Annotated in this window: 21 protein-coding genes and 1 pseudogene; 17 read left to right on the forward strand and 5 right to left on the reverse strand. The window is 65.7% G+C overall.

Going from position 1 to position 18,524, the window contains the following annotated elements; genetic code table 11:
- Both Q1A71_RS11825 and Q1A71_RS11830 read left to right on the forward strand, forming a co-directional pair.
- Positions 1-523 (forward strand): annotated as a pseudogene (locus Q1A71_RS11825) (alpha-D-ribose 1-methylphosphonate 5-triphosphate diphosphatase); the annotation flags it as partial.
- A gap of 200 nt (positions 524-723) precedes the next feature.
- On the forward strand, positions 724-1,686 hold the full coding sequence (locus Q1A71_RS11830) for an NADPH:quinone oxidoreductase family protein (RefSeq protein WP_299675947.1): 963 nt from the start codon (positions 724-726) through the stop codon (positions 1,684-1,686).
- A gap of 229 nt (positions 1,687-1,915) precedes the next feature.
- On the opposite strand, the gene Q1A71_RS11835 is transcribed toward Q1A71_RS11830, so the two are convergent.
- Complete coding sequence (locus tag Q1A71_RS11835) at positions 1,916-2,872, reverse strand: LysR family transcriptional regulator (RefSeq protein WP_366140245.1); 957 nt, start codon at positions 2,870-2,872, stop codon at positions 1,916-1,918.
- A gap of 28 nt (positions 2,873-2,900) precedes the next feature.
- Between Q1A71_RS11835 and Q1A71_RS11840 the strand changes: the two genes are divergently transcribed.
- Complete coding sequence (locus Q1A71_RS11840) at positions 2,901-3,134, forward strand: hypothetical protein (protein ID WP_299675953.1); 234 nt, start codon at positions 2,901-2,903, stop codon at positions 3,132-3,134.
- A gap of 128 nt (positions 3,135-3,262) precedes the next feature.
- On the opposite strand, the gene Q1A71_RS11845 is transcribed toward Q1A71_RS11840, so the two are convergent.
- Entirely contained in the window at positions 3,263-4,240 is a 978-nt protein-coding gene (locus tag Q1A71_RS11845) for a DMT family transporter (protein WP_299675956.1), read from the reverse strand.
- Positions 4,241-4,458: 218 nt separating this feature from the next.
- On the opposite strand from Q1A71_RS11845, the gene Q1A71_RS11850 reads away from it, so the two are divergent.
- The 11 genes from Q1A71_RS11850 to Q1A71_RS11900 all read left to right on the forward strand — a co-directional run bounded on the left by Q1A71_RS11850 (position 4,459) and on the right by Q1A71_RS11900 (position 13,127).
- Entirely contained in the window at positions 4,459-5,397 is a 939-nt protein-coding gene (locus tag Q1A71_RS11850) for an ABC transporter ATP-binding protein (RefSeq protein WP_299675959.1), read from the forward strand.
- Positions 5,394-6,155, forward strand: coding sequence for an ABC transporter permease (locus Q1A71_RS11855; protein WP_299675962.1), 762 nt, complete (start codon positions 5,394-5,396; stop codon positions 6,153-6,155). The genes Q1A71_RS11850 and Q1A71_RS11855 overlap by 4 nt, the downstream gene beginning before the upstream one ends.
- A 68-nt stretch (positions 6,156-6,223) precedes the next feature.
- Entirely contained in the window at positions 6,224-7,021 is a 798-nt protein-coding gene (locus Q1A71_RS11860) for a S49 family peptidase (RefSeq protein WP_299675965.1), read from the forward strand.
- A 5-nt stretch (positions 7,022-7,026) separates the two neighbouring features.
- Positions 7,027-7,197: a hypothetical protein gene (locus tag Q1A71_RS11865; protein ID WP_299675968.1), complete on the forward strand. Its 171-nt coding sequence runs from the start codon at positions 7,027-7,029 to the stop codon at positions 7,195-7,197.
- On the forward strand, positions 7,194-8,144 hold the full coding sequence (locus tag Q1A71_RS11870) for a calcium/sodium antiporter (protein WP_299675971.1): 951 nt from the start codon (positions 7,194-7,196) through the stop codon (positions 8,142-8,144). Before Q1A71_RS11865 ends, Q1A71_RS11870 begins: the two co-directional genes overlap by 4 nt.
- 21 nt (positions 8,145-8,165) lie before the next feature.
- Positions 8,166-8,945, forward strand: coding sequence for an SDR family oxidoreductase (locus Q1A71_RS11875; protein ID WP_299675974.1), 780 nt, complete (start codon positions 8,166-8,168; stop codon positions 8,943-8,945).
- 289 nt (positions 8,946-9,234) lie between these two features.
- Positions 9,235-11,112 (forward strand): excinuclease ABC subunit UvrC, encoded by a 1,878-nt coding sequence (uvrC, locus tag Q1A71_RS11880; RefSeq protein ID WP_299675977.1) that lies wholly within the window; start codon positions 9,235-9,237, stop codon positions 11,110-11,112.
- Positions 11,113-11,237: 125 nt separating this feature from the next.
- A complete protein-coding gene (pgsA, locus tag Q1A71_RS11885) occupies positions 11,238-11,912 on the forward strand; it encodes a CDP-diacylglycerol--glycerol-3-phosphate 3-phosphatidyltransferase (protein ID WP_299675980.1) in 675 nt (224 codons plus the stop codon).
- Positions 11,909-12,154: a molybdopterin converting factor subunit 1 gene (gene moaD, locus Q1A71_RS11890; protein ID WP_299675982.1), complete on the forward strand. Its 246-nt coding sequence runs from the start codon at positions 11,909-11,911 to the stop codon at positions 12,152-12,154. The genes pgsA and moaD overlap by 4 nt, the downstream gene beginning before the upstream one ends.
- Complete coding sequence (locus tag Q1A71_RS11895; protein WP_299675985.1) at positions 12,154-12,597, forward strand: molybdenum cofactor biosynthesis protein MoaE; 444 nt, start codon at positions 12,154-12,156, stop codon at positions 12,595-12,597. The genes moaD and Q1A71_RS11895 overlap by 1 nt, the downstream gene beginning before the upstream one ends.
- An 83-nt stretch (positions 12,598-12,680) precedes the next feature.
- Positions 12,681-13,127, forward strand: coding sequence for a universal stress protein (locus Q1A71_RS11900; RefSeq protein ID WP_299675988.1), 447 nt, complete (start codon positions 12,681-12,683; stop codon positions 13,125-13,127).
- Positions 13,128-13,143: 16 nt separating this feature from the next.
- Here Q1A71_RS11900 and Q1A71_RS11905 read toward each other — a convergent pair whose 3' ends face one another.
- The 3 genes from Q1A71_RS11905 to ubiA are packed head-to-tail and all read right to left on the reverse strand — an operon-like array spanning position 13,144 to position 16,390.
- A complete protein-coding gene (locus Q1A71_RS11905) occupies positions 13,144-13,470 on the reverse strand; it encodes a hypothetical protein (RefSeq protein ID WP_299675991.1) in 327 nt (108 codons plus the stop codon).
- Positions 13,463-15,367, reverse strand: coding sequence for an OmpA family protein (locus Q1A71_RS11910; protein ID WP_299675994.1), 1,905 nt, complete (start codon positions 15,365-15,367; stop codon positions 13,463-13,465). Before Q1A71_RS11910 ends, Q1A71_RS11905 begins: the two co-directional genes overlap by 8 nt.
- A gap of 60 nt (positions 15,368-15,427) precedes the next feature.
- Positions 15,428-16,390 (reverse strand): 4-hydroxybenzoate octaprenyltransferase, encoded by a 963-nt coding sequence (gene ubiA, locus Q1A71_RS11915; protein ID WP_299675997.1) that lies wholly within the window; start codon positions 16,388-16,390, stop codon positions 15,428-15,430.
- Between the two features lie 24 nt (positions 16,391-16,414).
- On the opposite strand from ubiA, the gene Q1A71_RS11920 reads away from it, so the two are divergent.
- Genes Q1A71_RS11920 through Q1A71_RS11930 form a run of 3 tightly spaced genes read left to right on the forward strand, consistent with a single transcriptional unit; the run spans position 16,415 to position 18,512 of the window.
- Positions 16,415-17,134 carry a 16S rRNA (uracil(1498)-N(3))-methyltransferase gene (locus tag Q1A71_RS11920; protein WP_299676000.1) on the forward strand — a complete coding sequence of 240 codons (720 nt, stop codon included), beginning with the start codon at positions 16,415-16,417 and terminating at the stop codon, positions 17,132-17,134.
- A complete protein-coding gene (locus Q1A71_RS11925) occupies positions 17,131-17,988 on the forward strand; it encodes a GNAT family N-acetyltransferase (protein WP_299676003.1) in 858 nt (285 codons plus the stop codon). Before Q1A71_RS11920 ends, Q1A71_RS11925 begins: the two co-directional genes overlap by 4 nt.
- Positions 17,985-18,512 carry a hypothetical protein gene (locus Q1A71_RS11930; protein WP_299676006.1) on the forward strand — a complete coding sequence of 176 codons (528 nt, stop codon included), beginning with the start codon at positions 17,985-17,987 and terminating at the stop codon, positions 18,510-18,512. Before Q1A71_RS11925 ends, Q1A71_RS11930 begins: the two co-directional genes overlap by 4 nt.
- Positions 18,513-18,524 lie beyond the last annotated feature (12 nt).

Consider the following 18,524-nt stretch of genomic DNA (forward strand, 5'->3'; position numbering starts at 1 on the left):
CTGCGTGCGCGGCTTGGCGACCGGCATGAACGGGCGACTGTCGCGGGGGCACAGCGGTATGGCGCGACGCTGGCAAGCCATGACGATGCAACCATCGGCCAGGCACAGGCCTCGGCGGCCCACGGGGCGAGCGTGGCCGAGTGTCCAACCACATTGGAGGCCGCAACTGCCTGTCGTGACAGGGAAATCTGGATCATCATGGGGGCTCCGAACCTGGTGTGGGGCGGCTCGCCCTCCGGCAATGTGGCGGCGCGCGATCTGGCGCAGTAGCGCCTTCTCGACATCCTGTCATCGGACTATGTGCCCGCGGCGCTGATGAAAGGTGCTGTCCAGCTGGGCACGCTCTGGGAGGATATGGCGCGGTGGGCTCGCCACGGTCACGGCGAACTCCGCAGCAGGCAGCCACTTGGTCGACCGGGGACGCATCGAGACGGGCCTGCGGGCTGATCTCGTCCGGTTTCGTGTTGTGAAAGACACGCCGATTCTGCGCGGGGTCTGGTCACACGGGGCGCGTGGGAGCTAGCACCCTCGTCAGAACACCGGAGCCTCCCCTCCGAGATGTCCCTCCCGGCGGGAACCGCCGGGCAGCGCCCGCCCCCCTTCGATGGGGGGAAGGGCGCTTGGCCCCTTCCGGCCAGGCGTTCCGGCGAAGCTGCGCATTCCACTTGCACATCTGCGTCCGCTCTGGCCTGATCCGCGCGAGCAACCAGCAAGAGGCAGATCATGCGCGCAATGCAAGTCACAGACCTCGGCCAGCCGCTGAGCCTGCGGGAGGTGGCGAGGCCGGACCCCGGTCCTGGCCAGGTTCAGGTCAAGGTCCATACCTGCGGGCTGAACTTCGGGGATTTGCTTGTGATCAAAGGGACTTACCAGGAGAAACCGCCCCTCCCGGCGACCATCGGCATGGAGCTGTGCGGGACCATCACGGCACTGGGCGACGGGGTCACCGGCTTTGCCGAAGGGCAGCGGGTGGCGGCCTATTGCGGCTTCGGGGCGCTGGCGGACTATGCCGCGATCCCGGCGAATGTCTGTGTGCCGATCCCGGATGCGATGAGCGCCGAGGATGCCGCGGCGTTCCTCATCACCTATGGCACCAGCCATGTGGCGCTGGATTACAAGGCGCATCTGCAACCGGGCGAGCGGCTCCTGGTGCTGGGCGCCTCGGGTGGCGTGGGGCTGACGGCGGTGGAACTGGGCAAGCTCATGGGCGCGGAGGTGATTGCCGTGGCGCGCGGGGCCGAGAAGCTCGCAGTCGCGCAGTCGATGGGCGCCGATCATCTGATCGACTCCCAAACGGGCGATATTCGAAGCCTTGTCAAAGAGTTGGGCGGTGCGGACGTGGTCTATGACCCGATTGGCGGGGCGCAGTTCGAGGCCGCGCTGCGGGCCTGTAATCCGGAGGCGCGGCTCATCCCGCTGGGCTTTGCCAGTGGGACGGTGCCACAGATCCCGGCGAATTATCTGCTGGTCAAGAACCTCACGGTGATCGGGCTCTACTGGGGCGGCTACACGCGGGTGAACCCCAAGGTGCTGACCGACAGTTTCGACGTGCTGACGGCGTGGTACGTGCAGGGCAAGATCAAACCGCACGTCAGCCATGTGCTGCCGCTGGAGGCGGCCAACGAGGCGCTGGATCTGCTGCGCACCCGCCAGGCCACCGGCAAGGTGGTGGTGAAGATCAGTTAACGCGCCGTCCGCGCAACGGCTGCGGAGCGCTGGCGCCGAATCGCCGCGAAAGGCCAGGTTAACGCGGCAGATCAGGGTGTTTTCGACATCTGTATCGCGTCGGTATCACGTCGGTATTTTGTCGGTGTCCCGCACCGACAGGGCCGGGTTAAGGCAGCGCGCGGTCGGCTTTGCGAACAGACTGTGACGGCATCGTACGATGCTTGGGCGCGGGGAGCCGGGGGTGGGGTCAGTCCGTCATCGAGGCGCGCAACCGGTCGCGCAGCCAGACGTGCCGGGGCGATTGCGCTTCGCGGCGATGCCAGACCATGTCATAGCTCACCTTGGGCAGGGACAGGGGCGGCACCGAATGGGCAAAGCCCTCGAAGGCGGTGTCCTTCAGCCGGGACGGCAGGGTCGCCACATAGGCCGTCCCCTGCATCAATTTGGCCAGCGCATAGGAGTTCGCGGCGGAGAGCCTGATCGTGCGCGACAGGCCCAGGCTTTCGAGCGCGCGGTCGACGATGCTCATCTGGTTCTTGCCGAAATCGAGCGTGGCGTGTCCCAACGCGCTGTAGGCGGTCGCCGTCATCGGTGCGGGCGTCTGGTCCCGGTCGAAGAAGCAGCAGAGCACATCCTCGTAGAGCCGCATGACGCCGAGCTCCAGCGGGTAGCGGCCAACGCCTGCGGTGATCGCCAGATCGGCCTTGCCGCTGGCGAGATAGTCGAGCGCGTTCGACGCCCCGCCCAGTTCGATGAACCTGAGCCGGACGTTGGGCGCCTCCTCGCTGATGCGCTGTTTGAGCGCCGTGAGGCTGAGCAGAAGCTCGGTCACATTGGTGGCAATGGTGAATTGGCCGGTGTCCCGCCGGGGGTCATACTGCCCGGCCAGCGCCAGCCCTTCCAGTTCGGCGAGGATGCCCGCGATCTTGGGCGCCAGCGCCGTGGCGGCAGGCGACGAGATGATGTTGCGCCCGTCTTTGACAAAGAGCGGATCGCCGATGCAGTCGCGCAGGCGGTTGAGGCTGTGGCTGACCGCGGATTGGCTCGTGCCCAGATGGCGCGCGGCCTCCGACACCGACTGAAATTCATACACGGCCATAAAAATCTTCAGAAGGCGGCCGTCCAGCGCTAATGTATTAACTTCTTTCATAGGTTCTTGTATTTTTTCGCATTGATCGTCCCAAACTGCCCGGTATCTTGGCATGAAACAGTTACTAAAATGAGGATGTCGCATGAACGATGCGGGCAAAAAGACGGGAGAGAGGAGTCGTGTCGCATTGCAGGTGATCGAGGGCGGAGGCACGCCCGACGGTCCGGAGGTGGTCCTGCCGGAGGGCGTCGACTGGGTGCCCGGCGTGCTGGAAGACCTGGGAAATGCGGTCGAAGGGGCCGGGTTCGGGGAGGCGGCCAGAGAGATCCACGTCACACGGCTGCGCGTGGCCGCTCTCATTGCGATGCGGATGTAGGAGCTGCCACCGGCGCGGCGACGGGGTGCGGGCGTGGCCGTGGGCCGCGGGCGAGACGGCGCGCGCTGAGCCCGCGGGGGGTCAGCGCGCCCAGCGCCCTGGCGTGACGGGCTGTGCTGCCGGAGGGGTCAGCGGCGCATCACGGGGGTGCGGGCGATGATGCGGGCCTTTTGGCGTTCGCGCAGGAAGACGAAGAGGCCCGAGCCCAGGATCAGCGCGATGCCCGCCCAGACCTCCCAGACCGGCAGCTCCGCGAAGATCAGCCAGCCCCAGAAGACGGCGAGCGGCAGGCCCACGTATTCGAAGGGGGCGATGGTGGCGGCATCGGCCATGCGGTAGGCCTGGCTGAGGCAGTAGCCGATGATGGCGGCGTTGAGGCCGAGGCCGATCATCACCCACCAATCCCCGTCCGCAGGCCAGACCCAGGCGCGGAAGAGAAACTGGATCGAGGGATTCTCGACGCCTTCGGCAAAGCGCCCGTCGCCTGCGACCACGTAGAAGCCCAGCGAGACCACGATGAAGGTGGCCTGGATATAGACGGCAAGGGCCGAGGCCTTGCTTTCGACCCCCAGCTTGCGGGTCATCAGCTGGTTGAGCGCGTAGGTCAGCGCAGACAGCACGGGCAGCAGCAGCACGAGACGCGAGGCGTCGAGGGTGTCGGCATCGGCCCAGGGGCGCTGCATGATCACCACGCCGCCGAAACCGACCACCACCGCCGTCATGCGCATGACGCCGACTTTCTCGCCCAGGATCGGGATGCTGAGCACGGTGATGAAAAGGGGTGCCGCGAAGAAGAGCGCGGTGGCATCGGCCAGCGGGATGGCGGCGAGGGCGATGAAATAGGTCATGTTCGCGACGACGATCAGCAGGCCGCGGATGGTGTGCAGCACGGGGCGGCGGGTTATCAGGATCTGCCAGCCGCCTTCCACCTGCACCAGCATCAGCGAGAAGAGGATGCCGATGCCGGAGCGCAGAAACACGATCTCGTGCAGCGGGTAGCCGCCCGAGAGCTGTTTGATCAGCATGTCGTTGATCGAAATCGCCACGATGCCCGCGATGACGAAGGCGATGCCGAGACCGGCGCGATTCTGCGGGAGGGTGGACATGGCTCCCGTGGTATCAGCCCGGGGCGGGCTGTCGAGCCCGGAAGCGACATGGCCGGCGGTCGTGTCCTGCCCGCGTGCAGCAGGATCCCTATTCAGAGGGCCAGGCGGGCCGATATGCGGTGTGGCGCACAAAGGTCCGCGTTGTCTGTGCGGAGGCGCGCTGTTATCTTGGTGGGCCGCGGCCTAGGGTGCGCCGCGACGGGCAGGGGGGCTTAGGGATGGCGGCCATTCTCGACATCAAGGATTTGCGCAAGGCCTATGCGGATGGGTTCGAGGCGCTCAAGGGCGTGGATTTACAGATCGAGCAGGGGGAGATCCTTGCGCTGCTCGGGCCCAATGGGGCGGGCAAGACGACGCTGATTTCCACCGTCTGCGGGATCACGCGGGCGACCTCGGGGCAGGTGCTGGTCGGCGGGCATGACATCATCACCGACTTCCGCGCGGCGCGCAGCATGATCGGGCTTGTGCCGCAGGAGATCAACCTGGAGCCTTTCGAGAAGGTGCTCAACACGGTGCGGTTTTCGCGCGGGCTGTTCGGTAAGGCGCGGGATGACGCGGCGATCGAGCGGATCCTGCGGCAGCTGTCGCTGTGGGACAAGAAGGACAATCAGATCCGCGCGCTCTCGGGCGGCATGAAACGGCGGGTGCTGATCGCCAAGGCGCTGGCCCACGAGCCGCGGCTGCTGTTCCTCGATGAGCCGACTGCCGGGGTCGATGTGGAGCTGCGCAAGGACATGTGGGAGATCGTCGAGGGGTTGAAGGCGGATGGCGTGACCATTGTGCTGACGACCCACTACATCGAGGAGGCGGAGGCGATTGCCGACCGGGTGGGGGTGATCGCCAAGGGGGAGCTGCTGTTGGTCGAGGAGAAGGCGAGCCTGATGGCGCGGATGGGGCAGAAGCAGCTGGATGTGCAGCTGTCGGAGCCCTTGGACGCGGTGCCGGAGGCGCTGGCCAAGTACGATCTGACGCTCTGCGATCAGGGGTGCACGCTGACCTATGCCTATGACACGCGGGCGGAGCGGACGGGGATCACCAAGCTCTTGGGCGATGTCTCGGCCGCAGGGCTGGTGCTGCGCGATGTGGTGACGCGGCAGAGCAGCCTGGAGGATATCTTCGTGGGGCTGGTGCATGAGGATGCGGAGGACGGGCGATGAACTGGACGGCGATCAAGGCGATCTATCTCTTTGAGATGGCGCGGTTTTTCCGGACGTTGGCGCAGAGCTTCATCTCGCCTGTGCTGTCCACCTCTCTCTATTTCGTGGTGTTTGGCGCGGCCATCGGCAGCCGCATCGACGAGATCGAAGGCGTCAGCTATGGCGCCTTCATCGTGCCGGGGCTGATCATGCTGTCGGTGATCACGCAGGCGATTTCCAACGCCTCCTTCGGGATCTATTTCCCCAAGTTCATCGGCACGATCTACGAGCTGCTCTCGGCCCCGGTGAACTTTCTGGAGATCGTGGCAGGGTATGTGGGGGCCGCGGCGACCAAGGCGCTGTTCATCGGGGTGATCATCCTGATCACGGCGTTTTTCTTCGTGGACGTGACGATCCAGCACCCGCTGGCCATGGTGGCGTTTCTGCTGCTCACCTGTCTGAGCTTTGCGCTGCTGGGGTTCATCATCGGCATCTGGGCGGGCAGTTTCGAGCAGTTGCAGCTGGTGCCGCTGCTGATTGTCACGCCGCTCGTCTTCCTCGGCGGCGCTTTCTATTCGATCTCGATGCTGCCGCCGGTCTGGCAGACGATTTCCTACTTCAACCCGGTGGTCTATCTGATTTCGGGCTTCCGATGGTCGTTCTTCGGCGCGGCGGATGTGCCGATTGCCGTATCCCTCCTGGCGATTGGCGGGTTCACGGTCGCTTGCCTCGCTGTCATCGGCTGGATCTTCAAAACCGGCTGGCGCATTCGGCAATAAGGCCGCATCAAAAAACCTTATGGCTCTCCTCCTTGTTTGCAGGGGGTCGCCATTCTACATGGGGTCACATGAAACGCTGGATCCCCTTCATGAAATCCGACCCGACGGTCGCTGTCATCCGCCTCTCGGGGATGATTGCCGCCTCCGGACGGGCCGCGCTGAATGACGCAAACCTTGCGCCTGTCATCGAAAAAGCCTTTGCCCGCGGCAAGCCAGCGGCGGTGGCGCTGGAGGTGAATTCGCCCGGGGGCAGCCCGGTGCAATCCTCACTGATCGGCGCCCGCATTCGACGCCTGGCGGAGGAAAAAGAGATCCCCGTGATCGCCTTTGTCGAGGATGTGGCGGCCTCCGGCGGGTATTGGCTGGCCGCGGCAGCGGATGAGATTTATGCCGACGACAGCTCGGTCGTGGGCTCCATCGGGGTGATTTCCGCGTCCTTCGGGGCGCATGAGTTCCTGGTGAAGCAGGGGATCGAGCGGCGCGTCTATACCGCCGGAAAATCCAAATCCATGCTCGACCCCTTCCGCCCGGAAAACCCCGAGGATGTGGCGCGGCTGAAGGAGATCCTCGAGGACATCCACACCAATTTCAAGACGCATGTGAGCGCGCGGCGGCACGGCAAGCTGCCCGAGGATCGCGACCTCTTTACCGGGGAAATCTGGCTCGCGCGCAAGGCCACCGAACTGGGGCTGATCGACGGTGTCGGGCATTTGAAACCGATGATGCAGGCGCGTTTTGGAGAGAAGGTGAAGTTCCGCCGCTACGGGGTGCGCAAACCCTTCCTTGCGCGGTTTGGCGCGCAGCTTGTAGGCGATGCCCTGCACGGGCTGGAAGAGCGCAGCGCATACGCGCAGTTCGGACTTTAGCCTTTATGATTTTCAAGATTGTCACCCTGTTCCTGGTCGTCATGGGCGTGCTCGCCATGTTCGGCAAGATGCACTGGCTCGGGGGCAAGCGGTTGGCAAACACGAAATGCCGCTCCTGCGGGCGCTACCGGATCGGGCGTGGCCCGTGCCCGTGCGGCAAGGATGATCGCGCATGATCCTGCCGTGGATTCTCTGCGGCTTTGGACTGGTCCTTCTGCTTCTGGCGGGGGATGCGCTGGTCAAGGGGGCGGTGAACATGTCGCTGCGCCTCGGGGTGCCGGCGCTGATCGTCAGCCTCACCATCGTGGCATTCGGCACCTCGGCGCCGGAGCTTTTGATTTCGGTGCAGGCGATCCTCGACGATGCGCCGGGGCTGGCGTTGGGCAACGTGGTGGGCTCGAACACCGCGAACATCTTGCTTGTGCTGGGGGTGCCCGCGCTGCTGGCGACCATGCACACGGCGGAATGCAACACGCGCAAGACCTACAACCAGATGATCTTTGCCAGCGTGCTGTTCATCGGGCTTGCCTTTCGCGGGGTCTTTGACTGGATCGCGGGAGCGGTGTTGCTGGCGGGGCTCGGCCTGATGCTGGCCGATGCGTTCCGCGACGCGCATCAGCACCGACAGGCCTGCAAGGGCGAGCCCGAAGATGAGCCCGAGGGCGCGGACCCGGACCTGCCCTGGTGGCGCATCATCATGTTCCTGCTGCTGGGGCTTGCAGGGCTGCCGCTGGGCGCCAGCCTGCTGGTGGAGAATGCGACGATCATCGCCAAGACCTATGGGGTCTCGGACACGGTGATCGGGCTGACGCTGGTGGCCATCGGCACCTCGCTGCCGGAGCTGGCCACGACGGTGATGGCGGCGCTGCGCCGTCAGGCGGATGTGGCCCTGGGCAATGTCATCGGCTCGAACATGTTCAACCTGCTGGCGATCATCGGGATTGCCAGTTTCGTGGGGCCGATTCCGGTGGATCGGGAATTCCTGACCTTCGATCTCTGGGTCATGCTCGGCGCCTCTGTTCTTTTGCTGCCCTTCGTCTATCTGTCGTGGAACATCACGCGGGTCTGGGGCGTGATCCTGAGCGGGCTCTATGTGGCCTATCTGGTGATCGTGCTGGCCTGACGGGCAGGGCAGGGAGATTTTATGCCGACAGCTCTTGTTACGGGTGCGGGCCACCGGATTGGCCGCGCCATGGCGCTCTATCTCGCCGGGCGCGGATATGATGTGGCGGTGCATTATGCGTCCTCGGCGGCGGGCGCGGAGGAGACGGTGGCAGGCGTCGAGGCGGCGGGGACGCGCGGCGTGGCGCTGCAGGCGGATCTGCTGGAGGATGCGGCGACCGAGGCGCTGTTCGATCAGGCGGTGGAGGCCTGTGGCGGGCCGGTGACCTGCCTGGTGAACAACGCGTCGATCTTTGAGTATGACACGGTGGCAAGTGCCACGCGGGAGAGCTGGGACCGGCATATGCAGAGCAATCTGCGCGCGCCCTTCCTTCTGACCCAGAAGATGGCGGCGCAAGATCTGGTGGCGGAGACGGATGCCGCGGGCGAGCCGCAGGCCACCGGGCTGATCGTGAACATGGTGGACCAGCGGGTGCGCAAGCTGACGCCGGAGTTCATGACCTACACGCTGGCGAAGATGGGGCTCTGGGCGCTGACACAGACGGCGGCGCAGGCGCTGGCCCCGGCGATCCGGGTGAATGCCATCGGTCCCGGCCCGACGCTGCAGGGCGGGCGGCAATCGGCGGAGCATTTCGCGAAACAGCGCGCGGCAACGGTGCTTGAGCGCGGCGCAAACCCCGGAGATATGACCGCGGCGCTGGGCTATTTCCTCGATGCGCCGGGCGTGACCGGGCAGCTGCTTTGCGTCGACGGCGGCCAGCATCTGGCCTGGCAGACGCCCGACGTTCTGGGGGTGGAGTAAGCCCGTCGCCAGACAAGTTTTGCACCGGATTAAGGAGTGTTACAAATTCGTTACCAAAATGTCTTTGTTTTCAAAACCTTGCGCTGTGCAGAAGAAAATATCATTTTGAAACAGGGGCTTGCGTAGGCGCCTATTTTTTAGGCAAACTGCTGAAATCCCCTCAGAGAAAGGGAAAATTCCGGATGGCAGGAAGTTATCGGCAGAGTTATCCACATGATTGGTGGACAGGTTCGCTCTTGCAGTTGCTTTCACTCCGGTGCAGCCACCGCTAAGAATCACACCTATGGTTATGTCCGATCCACCTGATACCACTCCCAAGGCGGCACTGCCCGGTCACGAGGTGATCCAGGGCTACCTCAAGACGCTGGACAGCTCGCCCGGCGTTTACCGGATGCTGGATGCGCAGGCCCGGGTGCTTTACGTCGGAAAAGCGCGGAACCTGCGGGCGCGCGTGAGCAATTATGCGCGGCCCGCTGGGCACAGCCCGCGGATTGCGCGGATGATCTCGATGACCGCGTCGATGATGTTCCTGACGACGCGGACGGAGACCGAGGCGCTGCTGCTGGAGCAGAACCTGATCAAGCAGCTGAAGCCCAAGTTCAACGTGCTCTTGCGCGACGACAAGAGCTTTCCGAATATCCTGGTGACGGCGGATCACGACTTTCCGCAGATCAAGAAGCATCGGGGGGCGAAGAAGGAGAAGGGGGCCTATTACGGACCCTTTGCCTCTGCGGGGGCGGTCAACCGGACGCTGAACCAGCTGCAGCGGGTGTTTTTGCTGCGGGATTGTTCCAACGCGATGTTCGACAGCCGGACGCGGCCCTGTCTGCAGTACCAGATCAAACGCTGCTCGGCGCCGTGTGTGGGCAAGATCAGCACGGAGGCGTATCGGCAGAGCGTGCGCGATGCGGAGACGTTCCTGACCGGCAAGACCACGGACATTCAGGCACGGCTGGCGGCCGAGATGGGCGCGGCCTCGGAGATGATGGAGTTTGAGCGCGCGGCGGCCTTGCGCGACCGGATCAAGGCTTTGACACAGGTGCAGACGGCGCAGGGCATCAACCCGCAGAGCGTGGCAGAGGCCGACATCATCGCGCTGCATATGGACAGCGGCCAGGCCTGTGTGCAGGTGTTCTTCATCCGCGCCAATCAGAACTGGGGCAACAAGGATTACTATCCGCGCGTGGGGCCGGATGTGGATGCGGCGGAGGTGCTGGAGGCCTTTGTCGGGCAGTTCTACGACACGCGCGAGCCGCCGCGGCAGCTGATCCTGTCGAATGAGATCGAGAATCCGGACCTGATGGCCGAGGCGCTTACGGGCAAGCTGGGGCGCAAGGTCGAGCTGCTGGTGCCCAAGCGGGGCGAGAAGGCGGAGTTGATCGATTCCGCGTTGCGCAATGCGCGCGAGAGCCTCGCGCGGAAGATGGCGGAGACGGCGACGCAAGCGAAGCTCATGCGGGGCGTGGCGGAGGCCTTTGACCTCAAGGCCCCGCCCGAGCGGATCGAAGTTTATGACAACAGCCACATTCAGGGGGCCTTTGCGGTGGGCGCGATGATCGTGGCGGGCCCCGAGGGATTTTTGAAAAACCAGTACCGCAAGTTCAACATTCGCGGAGACGAGCTGACGCCCGGGGATGACTTCGGGATGATGAAAGAGGTGCTGACCCGGCGCTTCAAGCGGCTGATCAAGGAGGACCCGGAGCGCAGCGAGGGGCATTGGCCGGACCTGCTGCTCATTGACGGCGGGGCCGGGCAGGTGAGTGCGGTGCGTGAGATCATGGAGGCGCATGGCGTGGGCGATATTCCGATGGTCGGTGTGGCGAAGGGGATCGACCGGGATGCGGGCAAGGAAGAGTTTTACCGGACCGGCAAGCAGCCCTTTGCGCTGCGCCACAATGATCCGGTGCTCTATTTCATTCAGCGGATGCGGGATGAGGCGCACAGGTTTGCCATCGGGACGCATCGGGCGAAGCGGGCGAAATCCGTGGGCGCCACGCCTTTGGACGATGTGCCGGGCGTGGGAGCCGCGCGCAAGCGGGCGCTGCTGGCGCATTTCGGCTCCGCCAAGGCGGTGGCGCGGGCGAACCTGAGCGATCTGAAGGCGGTCGAGGGCGTCTCGGGCGCGCTCGCGGAAAAAATCTATGATTTCTTTCACGAGCGCGGGTGATCCGAAGGCCGCGCTGGCGCGCGACATCATTTATGGATTGGGCGCGGGCGGGGATGCGCGCACCCGGAACGGCGAGCGGTCGGTTGTCGCTTTCGCCCGGTTTGGCCGCGTTGTAGGGTAAGGCCATGACGCTGACCCTGCCGAATATTCTGACCATTGTCAGGCTGGTGGCCGCGCCCATGGTGGCGGTGATGTTTCTCTATTTCACGCGGCCTTATGCGGATTGGTTTGCGCTGATCCTGTTTGTCTCGGCGGCGATCACCGACTGGTTCGACGGCTATCTGGCGCGGGCCTGGAAGCAGGAGACGAAGCTGGGTGCGATGCTCGACCCGATCGCCGACAAGGCGATGGTGGTCATTGCGCTGATGGTCATTGTCGGGTTCTCGGATGTCTATTGGACGCCTTGGCTGGTGCTGCCGGCGACCGTGATCCTCTTTCGGGAGGTCTTTGTCTCGGGGTTGCGGGAGTTTCTGGGGGACACGGCGGGCACGCTGAAGGTGACACCGCTGGCGAAGTGGAAGACCACGGCACAGATGGTGGCGATTGCGGTGCTGTTCTCGCGCGGGATTTTCGAGCATCATCTGGTGATGAACAGCTATGGCATGGACCCCGAACTCATCGCGCAGGTGATGGGCGGTGAGGTCGAGGATGTGAATGGCTTGCGCTTCTATTACCATGCGATGGTGTGGTCGGGGCGCGTGGGCCTGTGGATGCTGTGGATTGCGGCGGCGATGACGCTGGTGTCGGGCTACGACTATTTCCGCAAGGCCACGCCTTACTTGAAGGATGAGAGCGCATGAATGTGTTGTATTTTGCCTGGGTGCGCGAGCGGATCGGATTGCCGCGCGAGGAGGTGGAGAGTTCGGCCGAGACGGTCTCGGATCTGGTGGATGAGCTGGTGGCGCGGGAGGAGCGCTATGCCGCGGCCTTTGCGGACCGCTCGGCGCTGCGCGTGGCCATAGATCAGGAGTTGAGCGATTTCGATGCGCCGCTCAAGGGCGCGCGCGAAGTGGCCTTCTTCCCACCGATGACGGGCGGCTGATGCGCGTATCGGTGCAGGAGGCGCCCTTCGATCTGGGCGCGGAGACGGCGCGGTTTGCCGCGGGGCATCAGACCATGGGTGCGGTGGTGACCTTCACCGGCGTGGTGCGCGACAGCGATGCGGGCACGCTCCAGGTGATGGAGATCGAGCATTACCCCGGTATGACCGAGCGGGCGCTGACCGAGATCGCCGGGGAGGCGCAGCGGCGCTGGTCCCTGGGGGATGTGCTGGTGATCCACCGCCATGGCAGCCTGACGCCGGGCGAGATGATCATGATGGTCGCCACGGCGGCGCGGCACCGCAAGGATGCCTTTGAGGCGGCCGAGTTCCTGATGGATTACCTGAAGTCGCGCGCGCCCTTCTGGAAGCGCGAAGTGACGGACCAGGGCACCGATTGGGTGGCCGCTCGGGACGAGGACGAGGACGCGCTGAGCCGCTGGTGAGCGGTTTGACGTGCATCAAGGCGGGGTGTGATCACACCCGTTAGTCTCCTTTCGAACCTGAAAAACGAGAGGAGACACGAGCGATGTTCGAGAAAATCACGGTAGGATTTGACGGATCGGACCCGTCGGAGAACGCGCTGCGGATGGCCTGCGATCTGGCGGGCAAGTACGATGCGGAGGTGCATATCTCGCATACACCCAGGGCCGAGACGGTGACCTTTGCCCTGGGTGCGGTCGCGGGCTATCACGTGGCGACGACGATGCCCACGGCGGAGCAGGTTGCGGAAGCCGCGCAGAAGATCGTGGCCCAGGCCAAGGCGATTGCGGCCAACGCCGGGGTCAAGAACCCCATCGTGCATGTGGGCGATGGCGAGCCGGCGCAGGCCATGCTGGACTATGCGCGGGACATCGGATCGGATCTGATCGTCACCGGGCGGCGGGGGCTTGGCAACCTGTCCGGGCTGGTTCTGGGCAGCACATCCCAGCATGTGGCGCATACCGCGCGCTGTGCACATCTGACGGTGACCTGACGACGGGGCGTCAGCCCTAGCCGATGGCCTCGCGATTGACCCGCGCGCGGAGCTCTTCCGCTTCGTGCCGGGCATCGCGCAGACCGTCCATGGCGGCGCGCAGCTCGGCCTCGGTCTGGGCCAGCTGGTTGGTCAGTTCCGCCTCGCGCTGCTGCAGGTAGGTGATGGCCTGATCGCGGGTCTCCTCGGCCTCGTGCAGCTCTTGGCTCATCCGGTCGAGCTGGGCGACGTCATCCGCGGCCACGCGGCTGAAGCGATGCACCAGCCAATTTGCAAACCACCCCAAACAGAACGCCACAAACAGAATAATTGCTGTGGCAATGACAAACTCTGTCCTACTCATCCCCGGATCCTTCCGCACCATCAACACCGTCACCACGTTCTGTATCGCCGGATTCTGCGGCGCTTTCCAGTGTTGTTTCGCCTTCCGGTTGAGGTTGCGTCGAGGCAATCAGCCTGAATTCGATCCGCCGGTTGGCCTCGCGGCCGGCTTCGGTGTCGTTTTCGGCGATGGGCCGGGTCTCGCCGTAGCCTTTGGCGATGAAGGAGCCGGTGAGCACGCGGCGCGCGCGTAGCTCGTTCAGCACTGATTCTGCGCGCGCCTGGCTGAGGGCGAGGTTCATCTCCTCGCGGCCCTGGCTGTCGGTGTGGCCCTGCACCTCCAGCCGGAGATCGCCGCAGGCCTGCAGCACCTCGGCGATCATGTCCATGGTGCTGAGCGCGCTTTCGTCGATGGTGGCACTGCCGGGCTCGAAGGTGATCTTGGAGGCGGAGACGATCTGGCCCAGATCCGCCTCGCATTCCTGCGGGGTCGGCAGCGCGGCGATCGGGTCCAGCGCTTCGATATAGACCACGTCGATCTTGTAGGGGCTGTCCTGGCCGAGCTTGCTGGCCATGAACTGTGCCACCGAGGCGCGGGCATTCCGGTTGCCCGACTGGCCGCTGAGGGTCAGCGCGTCCGGGGTCACCGTGACGGATCCGTTGTGCAGGTAGGCCAGCGCCTGCAGGCCGGTCAGCACGCGGGTGGACCAGTCGGCCGGCAGGTCATCGACCACGCGCGCGGCGGTGTAGACTTTGTCCGAGCCGAACTTGGCGCGGGCGAAGCTGTCGGTGACCTCGCGCATCTTCTCATCGGCGAGGCGCCCGCGCAGCTGGACCTGGCCTTCGGGGCTGAGCGTGGCCACGAACTCGGCAGGGCCGGTGGCGGGATCGGGAGTTTCGGGCAGCACCGGGGTCAGGGCGAAAACCTCCGGCAGCGCTGTTTCCAGCTCGCCCGTGACGCGGTCGAAAAGGCGCTGGTCGGTGCCCTCGGCGGCCACGAGGGTCACATCGGCGTTGGAGAAGGTCACGCTGCCGGCGCCGAGGTCGGCGAGAGCCGCAATCGCGGTTTCCACCGCCTGACCCCAGTTGGGTGACGGCACGCCCATGCCGATGGTGCAGCGCGCCGTGCCGTCCAGACCGGCGGCGTAGGCGGCATCGAGGATGCGGGCTTCGGAGGTCTCGGTGTCAGCGGAGCAGGCGTCGAAGCGGGCGCCCGCGTCGTCGATCACGAAGCGCAGGGTGAAGGGCGTGATCACCGGGCGCGGCGCGGTGATGTTGAGCGTGAGCTGCAGCGCGGGGGGCGCTGCCCGCGTCAGGTCCTGCTCCAGCGCCGCTTTGGCCTCGGCGCTTTCGGTGATGGCGGTGACCTCCACGCGCCCGGCGGCGACGGAGACCTTCGCGCGGGGCAGATCGTCAATCGCGGTGATGGCGAAGGCCAGCGCATCCTCCCAGCCGCCGGGGGCGGGGTAGTCGGCGGTCTCCAGCAGGTCGGTGACGGGCAGGTCGCTCATAGCGCTGAAGCCCGCGACCATCTCGTCGCGGTCGGTGCTTTCGGGGATCAGCCCGATGATCGACACGCCGGAGGTGTTGCGCAGCACCTCCGCCGAGAAGCGCGGCGCGGTGATCGCCTGGGCGGCCTGCACCTCCATCTCGTCGATGATCCGCGCCGCATCGACCACGGAGCCTGCGACGCTGAGCGCGCGGAAGCGCAGCGCCTCGTTGGGCGCGGTGCCGGCGAGCAGCACGCGCAGCCCGTCGGCCTCGACCTCGGCCCAGGTCAGCGCGTTGGCGTCGAGCGCGTCGCGGACCCCGATTTCGGAGTTGTCCTCGACCAGCTGCACCGATGAGTTGGCCGCCACGAGGGCCGCCGCGGCGGCGGTCACGAAGGCGGCAACGGATAGGGTGGTGGCGCGCGGCATGGAACCCGGTGATCAGTTTCGTCTGGCTTTGGTGATACCCCCCCGCGCGGGGGGGTTCAATCACGCCAGCAGGGCCGCGCCAAAAAAGAGCAGCGGGATCGCGCCGGTATCCCGGTTAGCGCGAAAGAGGCGAAGCAGTTTCGCGTTATCGTCGATGTCGAGGCCGCGCAACTGCCAGGCCATGTGCCAGCCCATGGCCCAGGGGCCCGCAAGCGCCAGCACCATGGCGAGCACCGAGGCCTGCGGCAGCGCGGCGCCGATCACCGCGAGCCCCATGAGCCCGACGGTCGCCATGAGGAAGCGGCGCAGCCAGGCGCTGGTCTTGTCGCCGAAAAGCCGGGCGGTGGATTTGATCCCGATGAGCGCGTCGTCTTCGGTGTCCTGGTGGGCGTAGATCGTGTCGTAGAAGAGGGTCCAGGCGATGCCTGCCAGGTAGAGCAGCACGGCGGGCGCGTGCAGCGTGCCGGAATGTGCGGCCCAGGCCAGCAGCGCGCCCCAGTTGAAGGCGAGGCCGAGGAAGACCTGCGGCCACCAGGTGAACCTCTTTGCAAAGGGGTAGATGGCGACGGGCAGCAAGGCGAGCACGCCAAGCGCGATGGCGGCCACGTCGAAGGTCAGCAGGATGCAGAAGGCGAGCAGCGACTGGGCGCACATCCAGATCACGGCGCCGCGCACGGTGACCTGACCGGCGGGGATGGGACGGGAGCGGGTGCGCTCGACCGCGCCGTCGAAATCCCGGTCGGTGATGTCGTTCCAGGTGCAGCCCGCGCCGCGCATCAGCCAGGCGCCCGCCGCGCAGCCCACCGCGATCCAGAGATCGTGCCATGAGGCGCGCTGATCGTGCAGCATCGCCAACGCCAGCCCCCACCAGCAGGGCAGCAGCAGCAGCCAGGTGCCGATGGGCCGGTCCGCCCGGCTGAGCCGCAGGTAGGGGCGCATGGGCATAGGTGCGTAGCGGTCGACCCAGTTGCCTGTGACAGCATCGGCGACGGAGCTGTCTGGTGCAGGCTGCGGGTTTTGCATATGTCTTTCTCCATGGAGCGGACGGTGACGGCAAAGATCAGGCTTTATGTAGAACATGCCTTGGGCGCGGGGCAATCGGTTCCGGTGTCGCGGGCGCAGGCGCATTACCTTTTCGGAGTGATGCGGCTGGGTGTGGGGGCGCAGGTGCTGCTGTTTGACGGGCAGAGCGGCGAGTGGCTGGCCGAGGTGGCGGAGGCGGGCAAGCGCGGCGGGGTGCTGAGCGTGCTAAGCCGGACCCGGCCGCTGCAGATGCCGCCGGACCTGTGGCTGATGTTCGCGCCGATCAAGAAGGCGCGCACGGATTTCATCGTCGAGAAGGCGGTGGAGATGGGCGCGGCCCGGATCGTACCGGTGCAGACGCAATTCACGAACTCGGGGCGCATTCAGCGCGACCGGCTGCAGACCCATGCGATGGAGGCCGCCGAGCAATGCGGTGCGACCGTCGTGCCGGAGGTGGCCGAGATGCAGCGGCTGGACCGGGTGCTGGACGCCTGGGAGGGCGACCGTCAGATCCTGTTTTGCGACGAAGCACAGGTGGCCTCAAAGCCCACCTTACCTGCTGTTGACGGCCCTTGGGCCATTCTGATCGGGCCGGAGGGCGGCTTTGCGGACGGAGAGCGCGCCCGGTTGCAGCGGATGGCGCAGGCGCATGGCGTCTCATTGGGCCCGCGCATCCTGCGGGCGGAGACGGCGGCGGTGGCGGCGCTGACGCTGTGGCAGGTTGCCTTGGGAGATTGGGTGTGATCCGGGTGGCGGGACCCCAGGACGCCGCGGCGCTGGAGGCGTTTCTGCAGCCCCATGCGGCGACCTCGATGTTTCTGCGCGGCAATCTGGCGGCGCATGGGATCGGGGCCTCGGATCATGCCCATGCGACCACCTATTATCTGGGCGAGGTGGCCGGGCGGATCGCTGCAGTGGCGGGCTGTACGAACGGTGGGTTTCTGATGTGTCAGGCGCCGGGCGCGGGGCCGGAGTTCTGGGCGGATTGCGCGCGTGCGCTGCAGGGGCGGCGGCTGGTGGGGATCACGGGTGTGCCCGCGCAGGTCGATGCCTTTGCGGAGGCGCTGGGGTTTGGCGATGCGGCGTTCCGGATGAAAGATCTGGAGCCGCTTTATGCGCTGTCGCTGGCGGATTTGCCGGATGTCGGGACGCGGGACGTATCGTTGCGCCGTCCGAGGCCAGAGGAGGCGGGGGGGCTTGCGCCGTGGTTCGAGGCCTATCACCACGAGACCGGGATGGGCACGCTGGATGGGGTCGACGGGAGGATTGCGGCGCAGCAGTTCATCGAGAAGGCCGACAGCCGGGTCATGGAGATCGGCGGCGCGGTTTGCGCGATGTCGGCGCTAAATGCACGCACGGCGGATATGGTGCAGGTGGGGGGCGTTTACGTGCCGCCGGAGCATCGCGGGCGCGGCTACGGCGGGCGCATCGTGGCGCTGCATCTGGCGGAGGTGCGCGCGCAGGCTATTGGCGCGGCGATCCTCTTTGCCGCGACCGCTGTTGCGGCCCGGGCCTATGAAGCCATCGGGTTCCGCAGGATCGGCAGCTATCAGATTGCGTTGCTGAAAACACCCATGGTCGTGGGGGCGGAGGTATGACCTTCCTGCGGCCAGAGGCGAAGGCGCAGCTCATGCGCTGGCGCGAGGTGCTGGCAGGTGGCGCGATGATGCTGCTGGGGCTCTGGTGGTTGATCGGGCCCGGGCGTCTGCTGGTGCTGCCTGCGATGGCGCTGCTGCTGGCCGGGGCGGCCCTGTGTTGGGTGGGCGTGCAGCGCGCGCGGTTTCGCAGCGCGGGGCAGGGGCCGGGCGCGGTCAGCGTCGACGAAGGCCAGATCACCTATTTCGGGCCGCTGACGGGCGGGTCCGTGGCGCTGCGCGAGATGACGGAGCTGACGCTGGACAAGACGCTTTACCCCGCGCATTGGCGTCTGACGCAACCGGGGCAGCCGGAGCTGCTGATCCCGGTGAATGCGGAAGGCGCCGACGCTCTGTTCGACGCCTTTGCGACGCTCGCGGGCCTCAGGACGGAGCGGATGCTGCATGCGCTGCAAGGGCCCGACACCCACGCCATCGTGATCTGGCAACGCGCGGGCAGTGCTGCCGCCCCCCTTCGTCTGCATTGACACCTCGGACAT

Source organism: uncultured Roseobacter sp., assembly GCF_947493125.1.
Taxonomy (GTDB): domain Bacteria; phylum Pseudomonadota; class Alphaproteobacteria; order Rhodobacterales; family Rhodobacteraceae; genus Roseobacter.

Coding starts and splice junctions, on each gene's coding strand:
- Q1A71_RS11840 (WP_299675953.1), top strand. CDS start 2,901: ATGAACGATGCGGGCAAAAAGACGGGAGAGAGGAGTCGTGTCGCATTG.
- Q1A71_RS11855 (WP_299675962.1), top strand. CDS start 5,394: ATGAACTGGACGGCGATCAAGGCGATCTATCTCTTTGAGATGGCGCGG.
- uvrC (WP_299675977.1), top strand. CDS start 9,235: ATGTCCGATCCACCTGATACCACTCCCAAGGCGGCACTGCCCGGTCAC.
- Q1A71_RS11830 (WP_299675947.1), top strand. CDS start 724: ATGCGCGCAATGCAAGTCACAGACCTCGGCCAGCCGCTGAGCCTGCGG.
- ubiA (WP_299675997.1), bottom strand. CDS start 16,390: ATGCAAAACCCGCAGCCTGCACCAGACAGCTCCGTCGCCGATGCTGTC.
- Q1A71_RS11860 (WP_299675965.1), top strand. CDS start 6,224: ATGAAACGCTGGATCCCCTTCATGAAATCCGACCCGACGGTCGCTGTC.
- Q1A71_RS11895 (WP_299675985.1), top strand. CDS start 12,154: ATGCGCGTATCGGTGCAGGAGGCGCCCTTCGATCTGGGCGCGGAGACG.
- Q1A71_RS11900 (WP_299675988.1), top strand. CDS start 12,681: ATGTTCGAGAAAATCACGGTAGGATTTGACGGATCGGACCCGTCGGAG.
- Q1A71_RS11870 (WP_299675971.1), top strand. CDS start 7,194: ATGATCCTGCCGTGGATTCTCTGCGGCTTTGGACTGGTCCTTCTGCTT.
- Q1A71_RS11865 (WP_299675968.1), top strand. CDS start 7,027: ATGATTTTCAAGATTGTCACCCTGTTCCTGGTCGTCATGGGCGTGCTC.
- Q1A71_RS11850 (WP_299675959.1), top strand. CDS start 4,459: ATGGCGGCCATTCTCGACATCAAGGATTTGCGCAAGGCCTATGCGGAT.
- Q1A71_RS11845 (WP_299675956.1), bottom strand. CDS start 4,240: ATGTCCACCCTCCCGCAGAATCGCGCCGGTCTCGGCATCGCCTTCGTC.
- Q1A71_RS11905 (WP_299675991.1), bottom strand. CDS start 13,470: ATGAGTAGGACAGAGTTTGTCATTGCCACAGCAATTATTCTGTTTGTG.
- Q1A71_RS11910 (WP_299675994.1), bottom strand. CDS start 15,367: ATGCCGCGCGCCACCACCCTATCCGTTGCCGCCTTCGTGACCGCCGCC.
- Q1A71_RS11930 (WP_299676006.1), top strand. CDS start 17,985: ATGACCTTCCTGCGGCCAGAGGCGAAGGCGCAGCTCATGCGCTGGCGC.
- pgsA (WP_299675980.1), top strand. CDS start 11,238: ATGACGCTGACCCTGCCGAATATTCTGACCATTGTCAGGCTGGTGGCC.
- Q1A71_RS11835 (WP_366140245.1), bottom strand. CDS start 2,872: ATGCCAAGATACCGGGCAGTTTGGGACGATCAATGCGAAAAAATACAA.
- moaD (WP_299675982.1), top strand. CDS start 11,909: ATGAATGTGTTGTATTTTGCCTGGGTGCGCGAGCGGATCGGATTGCCG.
- Q1A71_RS11875 (WP_299675974.1), top strand. CDS start 8,166: ATGCCGACAGCTCTTGTTACGGGTGCGGGCCACCGGATTGGCCGCGCC.